This window comes from Mesorhizobium sp. WSM4848 (genome assembly GCF_055811375.1).
Genome location: NZ_JBVVPX010000002.1, coordinates 226,187 through 243,521, shown reverse-complemented (window position 1 = coordinate 243,521; position 17,335 = coordinate 226,187). Strand labels below are relative to the sequence as shown.

Sequence of the window (17,335 nt, the reverse complement as noted above, 5' to 3'; positions counted from 1 at the left end):
ACCCAGTTCCCTTCTCCCCGTCACTATACGGGGAGAAGGTGCCGGCAGGCGGATGAGGGGCGGCGCGGCATGTCAAACAATAAACAGCCAACACCCAAATGGCTCACAATCGTCGGCATCGGCGAGGACGGTGTAGCGGGTCTCGGCGACGACGCCAAGCGGCTGATCGCCGAGGCCGAATTCGTCTTCGGAGGCACGCGCCACCTTGCCCTCGTCGCATCGCTCGCCAAAGGCGAGGCACGTGCCTGGCCGACCCCTTTCGATGCCGAGATGCGCGACGTGCTCGCGTTTTCCGGCAGGCGCGTCTGCGTGCTGGCTTCAGGCGATCCGTTCTTCCACGGTGTCGGCGTCACCCTTGCTCGCAAAATTCCTCCCCAGCAGATGCAGGTGATTCCCGCCGCTTCTGCCTTCTCGCTGGCCGCCGCCCGCCTCGGCTGGGCGCTGCAGGATATCGAGACCATTTCGCTGCACGGCCGCCCGCTCGACCTGATCCGGCCGCTGCTGCATCCGGGCAGCCGCATCCTTGCGCTGACCTCGGACGGCGATGCGCCGGCGGCGATTGCGCGCTTGTTGACCGAACTCGGCTTCGGCGTCTCGCAGCTGACGATTCTTGAGGCGCTGGGCGGCCCGAACGAAAGGCTGCGCTCGGCGCAGGCGGACGCCTTCGACCTCGAAAAGATCAACCCACTCAACGTACTGGCGGTCGAAGTTGACTCAACGTCGGAAGCACGCATCCTGCCGCTGACATCGGGCCTTGCCGATCATTTGTTCGAGCATGACGGCCAGATCACCAAGCGCGAAGTGCGTGCCATTACCCTGTCCGCCCTCGCCCCCAGGCGCGGGGAATTGCTGTGGGACATCGGCGCCGGCTCCGGCTCGATCGGCATCGAATGGATGCTCGCCCATCCCACGATGCGCGCCATTGCCATCGAGGCCGATCCAACCCGCGCCGCCCGCATCCGCCGCAACGGTTCCGCCTGCGGCGTGCCCGGTCTTGCCGTCGTCGACGGTTCGGCGCCGCAGGCGCTCGCCGGATTGGAGACGCCGGACGCGGTCTTCATCGGCGGTGGCGGCAGCGATACCGGCGTGCTGGAAACGGCCATCGACGCCCTGCGCGCCGGCGGCCGGCTGGTGGCCAATGCGGTGACGCTGGAGATGGAGGCGCTGCTTCTCGCCCGTCACGCCGCGCTCGGCGGCGATCTCACCCACATCGCACTATCCCGCGCTTCGCCGGTTGGCTCGATGCAGGCCTGGCGGCCGGCCATGCCGGTCACCCAGTGGAGCTGGGTCAAGCCATGATGGTCGCGGGCATCGGCAGCCGCAAAGGCGTGAATGTGCAAGATGTTCTTGCGGCGATAGAAACCGCGCTGGAAGTTCATGGGCTGGCGATGACGGCACTGTCTGCCCTGGCGACGACCGAATTCAAACGCAGCGAAGAGGCCATTTTTGCTGCCGGCCGTAAACTCGATCTCCCGGTCGTAGTGGTGGATGTTGCTGGCTCTGAACCGTCGCCCCCCCTCACCCGGCCTCCGCTTCGCTCGGCCGACCTCTCCCCGAGGGGAGAGGAGATCACGCACGCTGGCGCCAGTCTCTTCTCCCCAGCGGGGAGAAGGTGGCCCGAAGGGCCGGATGAGGGGGCCGCTTTGCTCAGCCGTTCCGATCTGTCGCAGGCGCGTGCCGGCACGCCGTCGGTTTCCGAAGCGTCGGCGCTTGCTGCCGCCGGCAAAGGCGCAAAACTGCTCGGGCCGCGCACCGTGCTTGGCCGGGTCACCTGCGCCATCGCCATCAGCGGAGACGTGGCATGACCGTCCACTTCATCGGCGCCGGACCGGGCGCGGCCGACCTCATCACCTTGCGCGGCAGCCGATTGCTGGCAAGCTGCCCGGTCTGCCTCTATGCCGGCTCGATCGTCGCCCCGGAATTGTTGCAGCACTGCGCGCCCGGCACGAAGCTGATCGACACCGCGCCGATGTCGCTCGACGAGATCGAAGCGGAATATGTGGCGGCCCACCAGGCCGGCCACGATGTCTCCCGCCTGCATTCCGGCGACCTGTCGGTGTGGAGCGCTGTCGCCGAGCAGATCCGGCGGCTGGAAAAGCACGGCATCGCCTATACGCTGACGCCGGGCGTGCCCTCCTTCGCGGCTGCTGCGGCAGCGCTGCGCCGCGAGCTGACCATTCCCGAAGTCGCGCAAAGCCTGGTGCTGACCCGCATCTCCGGCCGCGCGTCCAAAATGCCGCCCGGCGAAACCCTGGCCGGCTTCGGCCGCACCGGCGCGACGCTGGCCATCCACCTTGCCATCCACGCCATCGACCGCATCGTCGCCGAGCTGACGCCATTCTATGGCGCCGATTGCCCGGTAGCGGTCGTCTTCCGTGCCTCCTGGCCGGACGAGCGCGTGCTGATCAGCACGCTGGCGACGATCGAGGCGCAATTGGCCGCCGATCCGATGGAGCGCACGGCGATCATCTTCGTCGGCCGCTCACTGGCGGCGGAAGGCTTTGGCGAGAGCTCACTTTACAACGCCCACTATCAGCGGCGTTTTCGCGGACGGGACGGACTGTGAACGACGGCACCGGAAACAGAGGTGGAAACGCCACGATTGAACAGGCTTTGGCCAGGCTGAACTTCAAGCCGCGCCAGCTTGAGCCGGGCCATGTCTGGCTGGCCGGCGCCGGCCCCGGCGATCCCGGCAGCCTGACGCTAGAGGTGCTGGCGGCGCTTGGGCAGTGCGACGCCCTCGTCTACGACGCGCTGGTCTCTCCCGATGTCGTGGCAGTGGCGTCGGGCGCCGAGCTTTTTTATGCCGGCAAGCGCGGCGGCCAGCCGTCGATGAAGCAGGACGACATCACCGCCTTGCTGGTGCGGCTGGCGCGCGAGGGCCGCCGTGTCATCAGGCTGAAAGGCGGCGACCCCTATATTTTCGGCCGCGGCGGCGAAGAGGCACTGGCGCTGGCGCGCGAAAACATCCCGTTCCGCGTCCTGTCCGGCCTGACTTCGGGCCTCAGCGCGCTTGCCGGAGCCGGCATCCCGGCCACCATGCGCGGCATCAACAAGGCGGTGATCCTGGCGACCGGCCACGCCGCCGGCACCGATGATGACCTTGATTGGGCGGCAATCGCCCGCACCGGCCAGCCGATCGTCGTCTATATGGGCATGGCCAATCTGCCGCTGATATCAGCCTCGCTGTTGGAGGGCGGCCTGCCGCCTTCCACGCCTGCTGCGGTGATCGTCGCCGCGACGACGCCACAGGAGCGCATCGTCGTCGCCACCCTCGCCACCATCGCCGATGAGGCGGCCGCCGCCGGGTTGACCGCGCCGGCGCTGATCGTCGTCGGCGGCATCGTCGCGATGCGCGCGGCATTGGCGGGCGAGCCATGACCCGCGCGATCATCATCGGCGCGCCGCGCTCTGGCTCGGGCAAGACCAGCGTCACCATCGGTATTTTGCGCGCCCTCGCCCGGCGCGGCCTCAAAGTGCGCGGCGCCAAGTCCGGTCCCGACTATATTGATCCCGGCTTCCACACCGCCGCGACAGGCCTTTCAGGCGTCAATCTCGACAGCTGGGCGATGCCGCCTGCTTTGCTCAACGCGCTGGCCGGCGACGCAACTGACGATGCCGATTTCATCTTCCTCGAAAGCGCCATGGGCCTGTTCGACGGGATTCCGGCTGCTCCGGGCCGCACCGGCTCGGCGGCCGATCTCGCACGCCTCTACGGCCTGCCGGTGCTGCTGGTGCTCGACGTGTCCGGCCAGTCGACCACAGCGGCGGCCGTCGCCAAGGGTTTTGCTACATATGACCCCGATGTGCGCATGGCCGGCGTCGTGCTCAACCGGCTGGGCAGCGAACGCCATCGCCGTCTCTGCGGCGACGCCATCGAGGCGATCGGCCTGCCGGTGGTCGGCGCGATCCTGCGCGATCCATCGCTCAACCTGCCGGAGCGCCATCTCGGCCTCGTCCAAGCCGGCGAATATGAGAATTTGATGGCGCATCTCGACCGGCTGGCCGACATGGTCGAACGCTCGCTCGACCTCGACGCAATCATGGCGCTGGCGGCGCCATTCGCACCCGCGTCCGGCAGTTTCGACGACGCGCTGCCACCGCCCGGCCAGCGCATCGCATTGGCGCAGGACGCCGCCTTCACCTTCCTCTATCCGCATGTCGCCGCGCATTGGCGCAAGGCCGGCGCGGAAATCGTCGCCTTCTCGCCGCTTGCCGACGAAGCGCCCGGCGAAAATTGCGATGTCTGCTGGCTGCCTGGCGGCTATCCCGAGCTTCACGCCGGCCGCCTTGCGGCGGCTGCGAAGTTCAAGGCCGGCATCGAGGCGTTTTCGGCAACACGGCCGGTGCATGGCGAGTGCGGCGGCTTCATGGTGCTCGGCGAAGCGCTGGAGGACGCATCGGGCGAGACGCACGCGATGCTCGGCCTGCTCGGTCACTCGACCAGCTTTGCCAAGCGAAAGATGAATCTCGGCTACCGCGAGGCGCGGCTGCGCGCCGATTGTCCGCTGGGAGCTCAAGGCGCGCTGATCCGCGGCCACGAATTCCACTACGCGCAGATGACTGCCACCGGCAGTGACCAACCCTTGGCCGACCTCGCCGACGGCAAAGGCAATCCGCTCGGCGCCTCCGGTTACCGGCGCGGCCACGTCAGCGGCACGTTCTTCCACGCCATTGCGAGAGGCTAGAGCATGATCCCGAAAAGTGGGACCGGTTTTCGGAATAGATCATGCTCAAACTGCAGAACATGACACTCTCGACTCGGCAAATCATCGATGACATCGCGCTCTGCGTCGTCTTCTTCACCCGGCTGCCGCTGCCGGCCGTCGATTTTCGCGACCGCAGCCTTGCTGCCGCGATCTGGGCGGCGCCTCTCGCTGGCCTTGCCGTCGCTCTGATCGGCGGCTTGGTTTACGCAGTCGGGACCTGGCTCGGCCTTGCCGCCGGCCCGGCAGCAGCACTTGCCCTTGCCGCGACCTTGCTCGCCACCGGTTGCATGCATGAAGACGGGCTTTCGGATGTCGCCGACGGCTTTGGCGGCGGCAGGACAGGCGAGAAAAAACTGGAGATCATGCGCGACAGCCGCATCGGCGCCTATGGCGCCTGCGCGCTCGCATTGTCGCTGCTTATCCGCTGGAGCGTGCTTTCGGAATTCGCCGGCCCGGCTCAGATGTTCTGGGCTCTGATTGCCGCGCATGCCGCCTCGCGCGGCTTGTTCGGCGCTTTCATGCATTTTTTGCCGGCGGCGCGCAGCGACGGCCTCTCGGCCGATGCAGGCCCCGTGTCGGCCGAAACCGCCATTGCCGGCGCCGTGCTCGGCGCCGTGGCGCTGCTGGCGCTAGGGTTCGGTGGCGCGGTCGCCGCGCTTGTCCTGCTCGGCCTGTTGTTTGCCGCCTTCCGCGAGCTGTGTCGCAACCAGATCGGCGGCCAGACCGGCGACACGGTCGGCGCGCTGCAGCAGTCTGGCGAGATCGCAATCCTGCTCGTTGCTTCCGTTTGCCTTTCCTGACTCTGTTTCGGAGATTTTTCCCCCATGTCTTTCAAATCGCTTGATGAATTGCGCGCGGCCTGCCTCGATCTGCCTGCCGGCAGCGACGCCGCGGCAGATGCTGTCGCCCGCCGCCAGGACACGCTGACCAAGCCGCAAGGCAGCCTTGGCCGATTGGAAGCCATAGCGGCCTGGCTTGCCCGCTGGCAGGGCCGCGACATGCCGAAGCTCGATCGCGTAAAAGTCCTGGTTTTTGCCGGCAACCACGGCGTCACCGCACAGGGCGTTTCGGCCTTCCCGTCGGAGGTCACCGTGCAGATGGTGGCGAATTTCGCCGGCGGCGGCGCCGCCATCAACCAGCTTGCCCGCATCGCCGGTGCGGAGCTCGACGTCATTCCGCTCGACCTCCATTTTCCGACCGGCGATTTCACGCAAGTGCCGGCAATGGATGACGAGGCCTTCCTCGCCGCCGTCTCGACCGGCTACGGCGCGGTGACGAAAGAGCTCGACCTCGTCTGTTTCGGCGAAATGGGCATCGGCAACACCACGCCGGCGGCAGCCATCTCGGCCGCTTTGTTCGGCGGCGGCGCAGAAAAATGGACCGGGCGCGGCACCGGCGTCGACGATGCCGGCCTGGTGCGCAAGATCACCGCCATCGAGGCCGGCCTCAAGCGCCACGCCGTGGCCCTTGCCGACCCGCTGGGGATCGCGGCAGCCCTTGGCGGGCGCGAACTCGCCGCCATCCTTGGCGCGACGCTGGCGGCGCGCCATTTAGCCGTGCCGGTACTGCTCGACGGCTTCGTCTGCACCGCCGCCGCCGCGCCGCTGGCAAGATTGCACCCCGCCGGCCTCGCCCACACGCTTGCCGCCCATGTGTCGGCCGAATCCGGCCATCGCCGGCTGCTCGAGGCGCTCGGCCTGCCGCCGCTGCTCGACCTCGGCATGCGGCTCGGCGAAGGCTCCGGCGCCTGCCTCGCCGTCAACATCGTTCGCTCGGCGCTCGAATGCCATGTCCGCATGGCAAGCTTTGCCGAGGCGGGTGTTTCGGAGAAGTAATCTCCTTAACCTGAATCAAGTCTCGGCCGATTGCTTAATGGATCACGGCGTCCCTGGGAACCCGGCCGGCCCGAGCACGTTGTGGCCGGTCAGCCCGGGTTACGCATGCAACAGCTTTTCCAGGAATTCGGCCATCCGACATACGTCCCGTTTCCCGTGATTGCGGCGAGGCTTCTACTGGCGTCGATCTTCGGTGCGGCAATCGGGTTCGAACGCGAATGGCGACATCGGCCTGCCGGGCTTCGCACCCATATCCTGGTCTGCGTGGCAGCGGCGACCTTCGGTATTCTGACGATTGAAATCATTCACGCGCCCATGTTTCAGCAGGATTCCGTGAGGGTCGATCCGATTCGCCTTGTCGAAGCGGTTACCGCCGGCGTCGCGTTCCTTGCTGCCGGAACGATTTTGTTTTCGAAAGGCGAGGTTCACGGGCTGACCACCGGTGCAGGCATGTGGCTGTCCGGGGCAATTGGCGTGGCCTGCGGGCTCGGTCTGTGGCAAGTGGCGGCACTCGGCACGCTTTTGGTGCTTGTCGTGGCAGGCCTTCTCTACAGTTTTGCCGCCAAATCCGGTATTGGCGAGGGACAAGATAAGCCGATGTCGAAAGAGGATGTGTCCAAGCCGCCCAAAGGCTGAGGCTGCAACTGGAACCGAACGCGAATTGGAATCCAACCGACAGGATTGGAAACCGCCATGTTCGCAACACTCTTTCCAAGGAGCGAAAAAGCGGGCTATATCAACGGAATAAATGGTGGGTGCGACAGGGATCGAACCTGTGACCCGCTGATTAAGAGTCAGCTGCTCTACCAACTGAGCTACGCACCCACTCGCCGGTAAAACCAGCGTCGGCGGGCATATAGCCGCCGCCATCCGCCATGTCCAGCCCTGCCGGATTCATTTCCCGACAAATCGCTGAAGTGCCGCACGTCGTCAGACGAACAGCTTGCCTTCCGCCACCTTGACGGCATGGCCGCCGATGCGGGCGGCGGCGAGTTTACCGCCTTCGACGTTCAGTTCGAGGCGGATGCGTGAAGGCCGCCCCATCTCCAGCCCTTGTTCGATCCAACGCTGGGAAACACCCTCTCTCGGGCCGTCGAAATGCATGATCGCGCCGGCGAAGGCGGCGGCCGCCGAACCGGTCGCCGGATCTTCATAGGATGGATTGCCCGGCACGATCATGCGGACATGGAAAGCGCTGTCATGGTTCACGGTCTCGCGGCAATAGACATACGGGCTGGCGAGGGCCCAGTCGCTCTTGCGAGGCGCCAGTTCCGACCACGCCTGGTTGTCCAGCTTTATCCGGGCCGCCGCCTCCAGATCGGCGACCGGAATGGTCACGTAGGGCACGCCGGCCGACCAGAACGAGACGCGGTGGTTTTCGAAGCCGATTTCGTGCGGCCCGAGGCCAAGTGCCACCCCGATCGCCTCCGGGTCGGCGGACAATTCAAGCTGCTCCGGCAGTTTGGCCAGGTCGAACTCGGCAAAGCTGGCGCCAGCATGCTTGCTGATGGCGCAGCGCACCGGGCCGATGTTTTCTTCCAGGACGAAGATGCCGGCGGTGTCGCCATCGTCAGCCATTTCGGTAAGCGCGATCGCAGCGCCCACCGTCGGATGGCCGGCGAACGGCATCTCATAGTCGGGCGTGAAGATGCGGATGCGGGCGCGGTGCTTGGGATTGTCGGGCGGCAGCACGAAAACGGTTTCCGACAAGTTGAACTCGCGAGCGATTGCCTGCATCGCTCCGGTGTCCAGCCCTTTGCTGTCGAGCACGACGGCAAGCGGATTGCCGGCCAGCCGCTCGGTGGTGAACACGTCGTAAAGCAAGTAATTCCGGGTCAGCATTGTAGAAAGCCTTCTGCCTCAAATCCCAACAGGGCCCAAACATGGGCGAAATTTAATTTGATATTTGAACCATTCGGCCTGATCAGTGGCACCGATTGGGACATCACTGGTATTATAGGGGTCCGGCGTGGACCAGATTGTCAATCTGCCAAAGACGGAATCCACTTCCGATATAGAAACGGCACTCGGGCTCGACCGCCTGGGTCTGAAGAAGAAACGGCGTCGCGGCTGGCTTTATGGCCTGCTTGTGCTGGTCGCCGCCGCCGCAAGCCTCGCCGGCTACCAATGGTATGCGGCGTCTCCCGCCAGGATCGACTATACCACTGTGCCGGCCGCTGTCGCCGATCTCACGGTCGAAGTATCGGCGACCGGCACGCTGCAGCCGCTCACCCAGGTCGACATTTCGAGCGAACTGTCCGGCGTCGTCCGCTCGGTCGCGGTCAACGAGAACCAGCAGGTGAAGAAGGGCGATGTGCTGGCGGCGCTCGATACGGCCAAGCTGGAGGTGCAGATCGAGCGCGCCGAGGCTTCCGCCAAGGCGGCGGCCGCCAATGTCGAGACCGCGACCGTAACCCTCACCGAAAACGAAAGGGCTTTTGTGCGCGCGGCGGCGCTCACCAAGCGCGGCATGGCGACGGACCAGTCGCTTGAAGCGGCGACCGCGACGCGCGACCGCTCCAAGGCAGCGCTCGACAGCGCCAAAGCCAGTCTTGCCATCGCCAATGCCGATCTCAAGGCGCAGCAGACGGACTTCGCCAAGAGCACCATCTATGCACCGATCGACGGCATCGTTCTGACGCGCTCGGTCGATCCCGGCCAGACGGTTGCCTCCTCGCTGCAAGCGCCGGTGCTGTTCGTCATCGCCGCCGACCTCAGGAACATGGAGTTGAAGGCAGCGGTCGATGAGGCCGACATCGGCGCGGTCAAGCCCGGCCAGCATGCCCGCTTTACCGTCGATGCCTTTCCGGAGCGGCCGTTCGATGCCGAGATCCGCGACATTTCCTATGCCTCGATCACCACCGACGGCGTCGTCACCTACGACGCGCGGTTCGCGGTCGACAACAACGAGCTTCTGTTGCGGCCCGGCATGACGGCCACCGTTTCGGTCGTCACCAGAGAGGCCAAGGGCGTGCTCACTGTGCCGTCGACAGCTTTCCGTTACCGGCCGGCGGCATCTACTGCCCGAGCGTGGAGCCTGAGCGACCTGTTCACGGGCCGTATGGGCCGTCCACGCGGCAACCGCCAGCGCCAGGCGACGGCGCAGCCCACCGACGGCTCGCGCACGCTCTACGTGCTGGAGAATGGCCAGCCTCGGCCGGTCAACGTCAAAGTCGGCTCCACCGATGGCGAACTGACCGAGATCACCTCCGGTCTCGCAGAAGGTGCGCAAATTATCACCGCGGCGCAGCAGCGGAGCTGAAATCATGTCAGGCTCGCTGCTCATCAGTTTCGACAAGCTCTGGAAAAGCTATGGCCAGGGCGAGGCCACGGTCCATGCGCTGGCTGGCGTCGATCTTGCCATCCGCAGCGGTGAATTCGTCGCCATCATGGGTCCGTCCGGCTCGGGCAAGTCGACGGCGATGAACATCATCGGCTGCCTCGACACGCCGACGGCCGGAACCTACAGCTTCATGGGCATCGACGCCGGCCGCCTCGACCGCAACCGCCGTGCCATGTTGCGCAATCTCTATGTCGGCTTCGTCTTCCAGGGCTACAATCTCCTGCCGCGCACCACCGCGGTGGAAAATGTCGAACTGCCGCTGATCTATCGCGGCGTCGCCGCCCGCGAGCGTCATGACCTCGCCATGAAAGCGCTGGCCGAGGTCGGCCTTGTCGGCCGCGAGCACCACACGCCGGCCGAGCTCTCCGGCGGCCAGCAGCAGCGCGTGGCGATCGCGCGCGCCATCGTCACCAGGCCGACGCTGCTCGTCGCCGACGAACCGACCGGCAATCTCGACACCGCCCGCACGCACGAGATCATGGAGCTCCTGACGCGGCTGAACACCGAGCTTGGCCTGACCATCGCCATGGTCACCCACGAAGCCGATGTCGCTGCTTATGCCGAGCGCACGATCCGCTTCCTCGACGGCCACGTCGCCTCCGATGCCATGAACCTTGAGGTGGTGTAGCCGTGATCTGGGAAACCGTCCGCCTCTCGCTGCTTTCGGTCCGCCGCAACGTGCTGCGCTCGTTTCTGACGCTGCTCGGCATCGTCATCGGCGTTGCCGCCGTCATCGCCATGCTCACCATCGGCTCGGGCACCACCGAAAAGGTAAAGGCCGACATTTCCAAGCTCGGCAGCAATTTGCTCGTTGTCCGCCCCGGCCGCCCGGCTGGGCCCGGCGGACCGGGAGGACTCGACCAGGCCACACGTCCGCTCGGCAGCAAGGAACTTGCCGCGCTTGTCGCCCATTTGAGCGGCGCCCGCGCCATCTCGCCCGCTTCGCAAAAGCAGGTCCGCGTCATCTTCGGCACCGAAAGCCTGACGTCGGGTGTCACCGGCACCGACAGCGCCTATCTCGATGCGCGCGACTGGAAGCTGGTCTCGGGCCGCCCGTTCAGCGATTCGGAAATCCGCTCGGGCACCGGCGTCTGCCTGATCGGCGAAACCGTGCGCCAGCAGTTCTTCGGCGCCGGCGACCCCGAAGGCGAGATCATTCGCGTCAACCGCACCTCGTGCAAGATCATCGGCCTGCTCGAGCCGAAGGGCTATACCGGCTTCGGCCAGGACCAGGACAATGTCGTGCTGATGCCGCTCGCCGCCTACCAGCGCCGCATCGCCGGCAACCGCGACATCGACTCGATCTACGTCGCCGCCGACGACCGGACGCCGACCACCGAGCTGCTGCCGCGCGTCGAGGACATTTTGCGCGATGCACGCCGCATCCCGCCAGACCGCGAAGACGACTTCTCGATACGCGACATGACCCAGATCGCCGACGCCATGGCGAGCGCCACCACGACGATGACCGGCATGTTGGGTGCGGTCGCCGGCGTCAGCCTGTTGGTCGGCGGCATCGGCATCATGAACATCATGCTGGTGTCGGTCACCGAGCGCACCCGCGAGATCGGCATAAGGCTGGCCATCGGCGCGCATGAAAAGCACATCCTCATCCAGTTCCTCGTCGAGGCGACCGTGCTGTCGCTGCTCGGCGGCATCATCGGCATCCTGATCGGCCTGGCGCTGGCCGGCCTCGCCTCGCTGACGCTGGCCATCCCGTTTGCGCCAAGCTCGGCGGTGATCCTGCTCGCCGTCGGCTTCTCGGCGCTGATCGGCATGGTGTTCGGTTTCTTCCCGGCGCTGCGCGGCGCACGGCTCGATCCGATCGACGCTCTGAGGCATGAATAGCGCGCGGAGCGTGCGTCGCCTTCCGACCCATAATTCTCGCCTTGTCCGCATCCTGCCCTCTGTCGCCGTACAATCCGCGGTGATAGCAATTTGCCTTGGGGGCGTGGGGAACAGCGGAATGAGCAAGAAAGAACGAGTGATTTTGGTGACGGTGATCATCGAGGCCGCGTTGGCGGGGCTCTGGTGGTATCTGGCCAGCGAGGGCATGGCCAACCCCGATCATGTCACCGCCGATTTCCAGCAGGTAGTCGGCCAGACGATGGGAACGGCGATGGGTGCAGCGCTGGGTGTCGGCGTCGTGCTGTTTTTCGTCGCTGCCCGCAAGGATCGCAAAACCATCGAGAACAATGCGTCGTTAACCCTTGTCGGCAAACTATCCCCAGTCGGCAAACTATCTCTTGCCGGCAAACTATCCCTTGCCGGCAAAATGCCACTCGATCAGTGGCTTCATATGCGGCATCAGCCCGTCCGGCAGGTCATCGGCACTGCGGATGATGACAGGCCCGTCGATTTCCGGCTCTGCCTCGGCGGCGACAAAGGCACTGATGCGCCGCGCCACCTCGTCGGCGGATGCAGTCTCGCGATAGCGGCGAAAGATCACCGTGCCCATTGCCGTCGACAGGGCATAGTAGCGCCTGCCGCGTGCCGCGCCGGCAAGGTCGAGGCCGGTTTCTTCTCGCACCTCGCGGATCATGTTGAAGTCGACATCGACAAGGCCGTCGCGGAAATCGGTTGGCTCGAACGAGCCGGCGGCGAAATAGACGCGACCGGCATTGACCGTGTGCGACGCCATGCGGATCGCCACCAGCGCATTGTCGCCGGCGACCAGCATGGCATGGGCATAGGCGTGCTCGGCCCCGGCCACCTGGCGATTGCCGCGCCAAAGCATGAAGGTCGAGTAGCGCACCGCATGGCAGCGGCCGACGAGGCTGCTGTCGCGATAGCGGAGCGCCGAAAGCAGCACCACGGTGCCGTCGAACAACGCCGGGTTGACTGCGGTTTCGCGTCGCCAATTCTTGGCGATCGCTTGCGCATTATCGCGTTCGAACGGATGCGGGCCGGGGTCGAGCCTGACGTCGACGGCGTCGACCGGCAGGATGATGTTGCGCGGCAGGTCGAAGCTCAACGAAAACGATCCTCAGGCCGTTTCAAGGGTGATCGCCACCGGACAATGGTCCGACGCTTTCGGACGGTCCCAGCCGCAACGCGGAAACCGGTCCACCTCCTGGCCTGCCGGAAATATCGTGCGCCAGGGCTGGCCGTTGCGGATGATGTCGGGAACGGCGGTCGCGTTCTTGGCCGCCAGTGCCTTCGACAACAGGATGTAGTCGAGCTGGCATAGATGCCGCTCCTGCGGCCCGCGCGTATGGTACAAGGTCCACCGGTCCATTTCCGGGCGCCGCTCGACCGCATTCTCGCAAAAGCCGCCGGCGGTGAGCACGTTGAGGCAGGACAGGCTCTCGTCGATCACCTCGAAGCGGTAGCCGTCAAAGGCATCGCCGGAGATTTTTACGCGTTGCCGATAGTCGTTCATGTCGCCGCAGATCGCCCAGTATTTTTCGGCGGCGTGATCCCCACCGAAACGCTCCTCGATGATCCGGCGCACCGCTTGCGCCTCGGCGATGCGCAGCGGCATCGTCGCCTGGCGTCCGTCTAGACCGTTGCGAGGCGAGCCCATCGACTTGAAATGCACCAGATAGAGCGTCAGCGGCACGTTGCCGACGGTCAGGTCGATTTCCAGGCAGTCGCGCCGGAAGATGCGCTGGTTGGCCTGATGCCCAAACGCTGCCAGTTCCGGCGTGTGCAGGCCGAACCGCTCGAACGTGACATAGGCATGGCTTGTCATGCGCACGAATTCGATCGGCTGGCCCTGCGCGGTCTCGTTGCGCATCATCACGGCGACGTCGATGCCGCGCGAATCATTGCCGGCGGTGGTGTATTTCTGGCGGTAGCCATGCCCGACCATCTTGAACAGATAGCCGTATTCGAAAGCCTTCAGCGCCTCGATATTGTCGACCTCCTGCATGCAGATGATGTCGGCGCGGGTGGCGGCGATGGCCAATGCCGTCAACTGCCGCGTATCGTCGGATTGCGCGATCGCCCGCGCCTGCTCAAGCATCTTGTATTCGGCCTCGCTCTGGATGTCGAAGAGCGCCAGCGTGCGATCCTCGTTGAGCTGGTTGCGGTATCCGGAAAAATCGAACCTGTTCATCAGGTTTTCGACATTGAAGGTGGCGAGGCGCAGCGACATGGCGGTGACCTTTGCCCACAAGCGCAGCCGAAAACAAGGGGGCTGGGCGATGTCCATTCATGGTAAATGGAACCTTTCCGTTCATCTTCCGTTCAGACGCAAAGGTCCATGATTAGGGTAATCCTGAGCGTGGGGCCTGAATCTTCGGAGAGTGAAATGAAACCGCTCTTTATGACTACCATTCGATCGGGCATGTTGGCCTTGGGTCTTGTTTCCGGCCTCTCGGCGCCTTCCATGGCTGGGCCCATTCAGCCTGACGTCCCGCTCCCAACTGCTGCCGCGGCACGCGAAATCGTGCCGGTGCGCGAAGGCTGGGCTGGCGGCAATAATAACGTCTGGATGCGTGGCCGTAATTTCTCAGGAGCCCGGAACTGGAACCGTCGCAATTGGAACGGTGGCAACTGGAATCGTCGCAACTGGAACCGTGGCAATTGGAACGGTGGGCGGCACTGGCGCCAGAATCGTGGCCGGTACTACGGTGGCGGCAATTACGGCCGTTACTACGGTGGCGGCTATTACGGCCGTTACTACGACGACGACTACGACGACGGCGCCGCCGCGCTTCTCGGTTTGGGCCTTGGGTTCGGCCTTGGCAGCCTGTACCAGGGCTACTACAACCAGGGCTACTACAACCAGGGCTACTACAACCGGGGCTACTACAACAACGGTTACTATTCGAGCTCCCATGTCCGCTGGTGCTACAATCGATACCGGTCGTATCGCACCTGGGACAACACGTTCCAACCCTATAACGGCCCTCGCCGGCAATGCTGGTCGCCCTATAGGTGATCGACTGATGCAACGGCGCCGCCCCTCGCGGCGCCGTTTCCGTCTGGCTCAGCCTTCTTCTGAACTGTTCTTTGTCCGGCCAGGGCACCGCGAAATCGTTTCGCCGCCGACGATAACGCTATGTTTATCCGGCAGGCCTAGTTATCTTGCCGATCGCACCACATGAAATGCGACGATCGCCGGGGATTGGCGCGCGATGGCTGAAGACGAACACCGGGACAAACGCAGGCAGCGCGTCTTCAAGGGCGCGACGATCCTGACCGGCATGACCAGGTCCGAGGTCACGTGCACGGTGCGCAACATGCATGACGGCGGCGCCGAACTGAAGGTCTCGATCGATGCTCGCGTGCCCGACGAATTCCTGCTCTACGTGCCGACCGACGGCATCGCCTACAAGGCAGTGGTCCGCTGGCGCCGCGAGGACCGCATCGGCATCATGTTCACCGGCACCGAGCCAAAGCCCCACTGGCACTACGGCTAAATCCCTGAATGGCGCCCTCTGAGCAGTTGACGAAGTTAGGAGAGAGAATCTCCTAATGGTGAAAGCCTAACGCTTGGTACCCGACGCGTAGGGCAGCTCAAGGTGGTTTTCTGCCTTCCGTGTCGCCGATCGGAACGCACAGGCAGCGCCATAACCTGTCATTCGCGTCGCTTCTCCAAACCTGCCCTTTGCGCAACGGCCAAGCCGACCCAACGCATCGTTCGGTCATGCCACAGGATCCGCAATTCGCGAATTCGACGCCCGAATACACGGGCGGACATGTTGCTTAGACGTGTTTCGCGGACTTATACTGGATGTTTGGCGAGCCTGCCCCGGCACGCAGCCGGGGTGGCAGCCCGGCTCTACGGTGGAGGGTTACCATGAAAATTACATCGCTAGTGGCTCTCTTTACAGCGGCGTTGGCACAGGGGGAATAGACGAATTCACCGGTCTCACGCGTAACGTCAAAGGGGATGGCCCGTTCCATGACATGTCGGTGCACTGCCTTGGGCACTGGACGATGATCAAGGATGATTTTAACTTCGATGGCAGTTGTGTCGAAACCGACAAGGACGGCGACAACGTCTTCACAACGTTCGATAACCAGAACCACTACATCGTCGGGGGCACAGGAAAGTACAAAGGAATTACTGGAAAGGCCCCCTACACCCCGGTTCAGCTTACACGAAACGGTTGGCGGTCGAATCGGACGCGTGGTCAACCATAAGGCGTCCTGGGAGATCAAGTAGGCCTGAGTTTCGGACACTGACCTTGGGCGGCCCGGGTACGGGGCTACCGCGCTGACCGTAGCTGGGACGCGACCTCTATGCAGAAGACCCGCCGCTACATTTGCGAAGCGACGGGCCTCCGCCCCATTCCCCCATACCTGACCACGCAACTGCCGTGCCAGACTTATTGACCCATTGCGGGACACCTTATGGCTTCTGCGCAGCGGAATTACCGACACGTACTTCGTTCGCATGTTTCGATTGCATTAGCTTTAACTCACGTATTCACCAGCCACGTGAGCACGCCCCCCGAAGGCTCGCTGGTCAGGCCCAGCGGCCTCCCCCCGCAACCAAAGCCGCTGGGCCGCCCCCGCTCCGCTAGTCTTAGTCTGGACTAGAACTTCCCTTTGAACCGATCTCCATCCATGGGGCTGGGCAGCTACATCATAGGCGAACGAATCCTATAAGCGGTAGATGGTCGGAGGCGACCCGCGAAAGCGGCGTGTCATGGGCTTCGACGCTTGAGATCATTCCGTGTCGATTTGCCATGATCCGGTCGAGCGACAGCAGCGGCAGACTCGATGGAAAGGTGGGGACCGCCGGTGGCGCGGGACCGAAAGTCGTGTGCAGCGTATTCAGCGCGGAACGGTTTCCGAGTCGCCATTCGTTCAGATCGCCGAGCAGCAGTGTTGGTTTTTCGTCCGGTCTGTTCATGATTTCGAGCACGACACGGGCCTGTTCGGAGCGCGATCGGCGCAGCAAGCCGAGATGGGCTGCGATAATGCGCAGAGTTCGTTTGTCGTCCAGATCGATTTCGGCAACCAGGGCTCCGCGCGGCTCCAGCCCCGGGAGCTTTATCTGATGGACATTGCGAACGATGCCCCGTTTGAAAAGCAGAACGTTGCCGTGCCAGCCGTGCCCTTTGCCGTTTCCGGACACCGGCACCGGCACCAGGCCTGTTTCCAATTCGAGACGCAGCAGATCCAGAAGGCCGGCACGATCTCCAAAGCGATTGTCTGCTTCCTGCAACGCAATGACATCCGGGCCGATTTCCCGGATGACGCGACCGATTCGTTCGGGATCGAACTTTCTGTCGACGCCCACGCATTTGTGAACGTTGTAAGATGCGACCAGAGTCTCCGCGGGGCGTGTCCCTTCGGGCGGCGCAGCCTTCGCCTTCTGCTTTTTTCTGTCGCGAATGGATTTGAGCACACTTGCAGGAAAGCTATGTCCAGTTCTTTGCATGAGTCTGCTGCTCGTCCTCACTACCTTCAAGACTTAGCTTTGTCTCACTCAAACAGGATCTGCAATCGCTGCTTCCTGCCCTGACGAGATGCGGCGCTCAAAAAGA

17 protein-coding genes and 1 tRNA gene are annotated in these 17,335 nt (G+C 64.2%); 13 read left to right on the top strand and 5 right to left on the bottom strand.

Going from position 1 to position 17,335, the window contains the following annotated elements; translation table 11 throughout:
• Positions 1-69 precede the first annotated feature (69 nt).
• The 8 genes from cbiE (at position 70) to AC0L16_RS03515 (ending at position 7,180) form a co-directional block, all read left to right on the top strand.
• A complete protein-coding gene (gene cbiE, locus AC0L16_RS03550) occupies positions 70-1,299 on the top strand; it encodes a precorrin-6y C5,15-methyltransferase (decarboxylating) subunit CbiE (RefSeq protein ID WP_473619018.1) in 1,230 nt (409 codons plus the stop codon).
• On the top strand, positions 1,296-1,805 hold the full coding sequence (locus tag AC0L16_RS03545) for a cobalamin biosynthesis protein (protein WP_473619017.1): 510 nt from the start codon (positions 1,296-1,298) through the stop codon (positions 1,803-1,805). Before cbiE ends, AC0L16_RS03545 begins: the two co-directional genes overlap by 4 nt.
• The gene (gene cobM, locus AC0L16_RS03540; RefSeq protein ID WP_473619016.1) at positions 1,802-2,566 is read left to right on the top strand and encodes a precorrin-4 C(11)-methyltransferase; all 765 of its coding nucleotides are present in this window, start codon (positions 1,802-1,804) and stop codon (positions 2,564-2,566) included. The genes AC0L16_RS03545 and cobM overlap by 4 nt, the downstream gene beginning before the upstream one ends.
• On the top strand, positions 2,563-3,381 hold the full coding sequence (gene cobA, locus AC0L16_RS03535; protein ID WP_473619014.1) for a uroporphyrinogen-III C-methyltransferase: 819 nt from the start codon (positions 2,563-2,565) through the stop codon (positions 3,379-3,381). The genes cobM and cobA overlap by 4 nt, the downstream gene beginning before the upstream one ends.
• Positions 3,378-4,688, top strand: coding sequence for a cobyrinate a,c-diamide synthase (locus tag AC0L16_RS03530; protein WP_473619013.1), 1,311 nt, complete (start codon positions 3,378-3,380; stop codon positions 4,686-4,688). The genes cobA and AC0L16_RS03530 overlap by 4 nt, the downstream gene beginning before the upstream one ends.
• 41 nt (positions 4,689-4,729) lie before the next feature.
• Positions 4,730-5,509: an adenosylcobinamide-GDP ribazoletransferase gene (gene cobS / locus AC0L16_RS03525; RefSeq protein WP_473619011.1), complete on the top strand. Its 780-nt coding sequence runs from the start codon at positions 4,730-4,732 to the stop codon at positions 5,507-5,509.
• A 24-nt stretch (positions 5,510-5,533) separates the two neighbouring features.
• Entirely contained in the window at positions 5,534-6,544 is a 1,011-nt protein-coding gene (gene cobT, locus AC0L16_RS03520; RefSeq protein WP_473619010.1) for a nicotinate-nucleotide--dimethylbenzimidazole phosphoribosyltransferase, read from the top strand.
• A gap of 105 nt (positions 6,545-6,649) precedes the next feature.
• Entirely contained in the window at positions 6,650-7,180 is a 531-nt protein-coding gene (locus AC0L16_RS03515) for an MgtC/SapB family protein (RefSeq protein ID WP_473619009.1), read from the top strand.
• Positions 7,181-7,293: 113 nt separating this feature from the next.
• Here AC0L16_RS03515 and AC0L16_RS03510 read toward each other — a convergent pair.
• A tRNA-Lys gene (locus AC0L16_RS03510) sits at positions 7,294-7,369 on the bottom strand.
• Between the two features lie 105 nt (positions 7,370-7,474).
• The gene (locus tag AC0L16_RS03505; RefSeq protein WP_473619007.1) at positions 7,475-8,386 is read right to left on the bottom strand and encodes a PhzF family phenazine biosynthesis protein; all 912 of its coding nucleotides are present in this window, start codon (positions 8,384-8,386) and stop codon (positions 7,475-7,477) included.
• A 127-nt stretch (positions 8,387-8,513) separates the two neighbouring features.
• Between AC0L16_RS03505 and AC0L16_RS03500 the strand changes: the two genes are divergently transcribed.
• From AC0L16_RS03500 to AC0L16_RS03490, 3 genes are read left to right on the top strand one after another with little or no spacing between them, the layout of a single operon-like run.
• The gene (locus AC0L16_RS03500) at positions 8,514-9,806 is read left to right on the top strand and encodes an efflux RND transporter periplasmic adaptor subunit (RefSeq protein ID WP_473619005.1); all 1,293 of its coding nucleotides are present in this window, start codon (positions 8,514-8,516) and stop codon (positions 9,804-9,806) included.
• Positions 9,807-9,810: 4 nt separating this feature from the next.
• Positions 9,811-10,515 (top strand): ABC transporter ATP-binding protein, encoded by a 705-nt coding sequence (locus AC0L16_RS03495; RefSeq protein ID WP_473619004.1) that lies wholly within the window; start codon positions 9,811-9,813, stop codon positions 10,513-10,515.
• A gap of 2 nt (positions 10,516-10,517) precedes the next feature.
• A complete protein-coding gene (locus AC0L16_RS03490; protein WP_473619003.1) occupies positions 10,518-11,735 on the top strand; it encodes an ABC transporter permease in 1,218 nt (405 codons plus the stop codon).
• 409 nt (positions 11,736-12,144) lie between these two features.
• Here AC0L16_RS03490 and AC0L16_RS03485 read toward each other — a convergent pair whose 3' ends face one another.
• Together AC0L16_RS03485 and AC0L16_RS03480 are read right to left on the bottom strand one after the other, a co-directional pair.
• A complete protein-coding gene (locus AC0L16_RS03485) occupies positions 12,145-12,861 on the bottom strand; it encodes a hypothetical protein (RefSeq protein WP_473619001.1) in 717 nt (238 codons plus the stop codon).
• Positions 12,862-12,873: 12 nt separating this feature from the next.
• Positions 12,874-13,986, bottom strand: a complete 1,113-nt coding sequence (locus AC0L16_RS03480) for an endonuclease/exonuclease/phosphatase family protein (RefSeq protein ID WP_473619000.1) — start codon at positions 13,984-13,986, stop codon at positions 12,874-12,876.
• Positions 13,987-14,220: 234 nt separating this feature from the next.
• On the opposite strand from AC0L16_RS03480, the gene AC0L16_RS03475 reads away from it, so the two are divergent.
• Positions 14,221-14,775 (top strand): BA14K family protein, encoded by a 555-nt coding sequence (locus AC0L16_RS03475; protein WP_473618999.1) that lies wholly within the window; start codon positions 14,221-14,223, stop codon positions 14,773-14,775.
• 196 nt (positions 14,776-14,971) lie between these two features.
• A complete protein-coding gene (locus AC0L16_RS03470; RefSeq protein ID WP_123151893.1) occupies positions 14,972-15,256 on the top strand; it encodes a PilZ domain-containing protein in 285 nt (94 codons plus the stop codon).
• 1,172 nt (positions 15,257-16,428) lie between these two features.
• On the opposite strand, the gene AC0L16_RS03465 is transcribed toward AC0L16_RS03470, so the two are convergent.
• Positions 16,429-17,229: an endonuclease/exonuclease/phosphatase family protein gene (locus AC0L16_RS03465; RefSeq protein WP_473618998.1), complete on the bottom strand. Its 801-nt coding sequence runs from the start codon at positions 17,227-17,229 to the stop codon at positions 16,429-16,431.
• Positions 17,230-17,335: the final 106 nt, after the last annotated feature.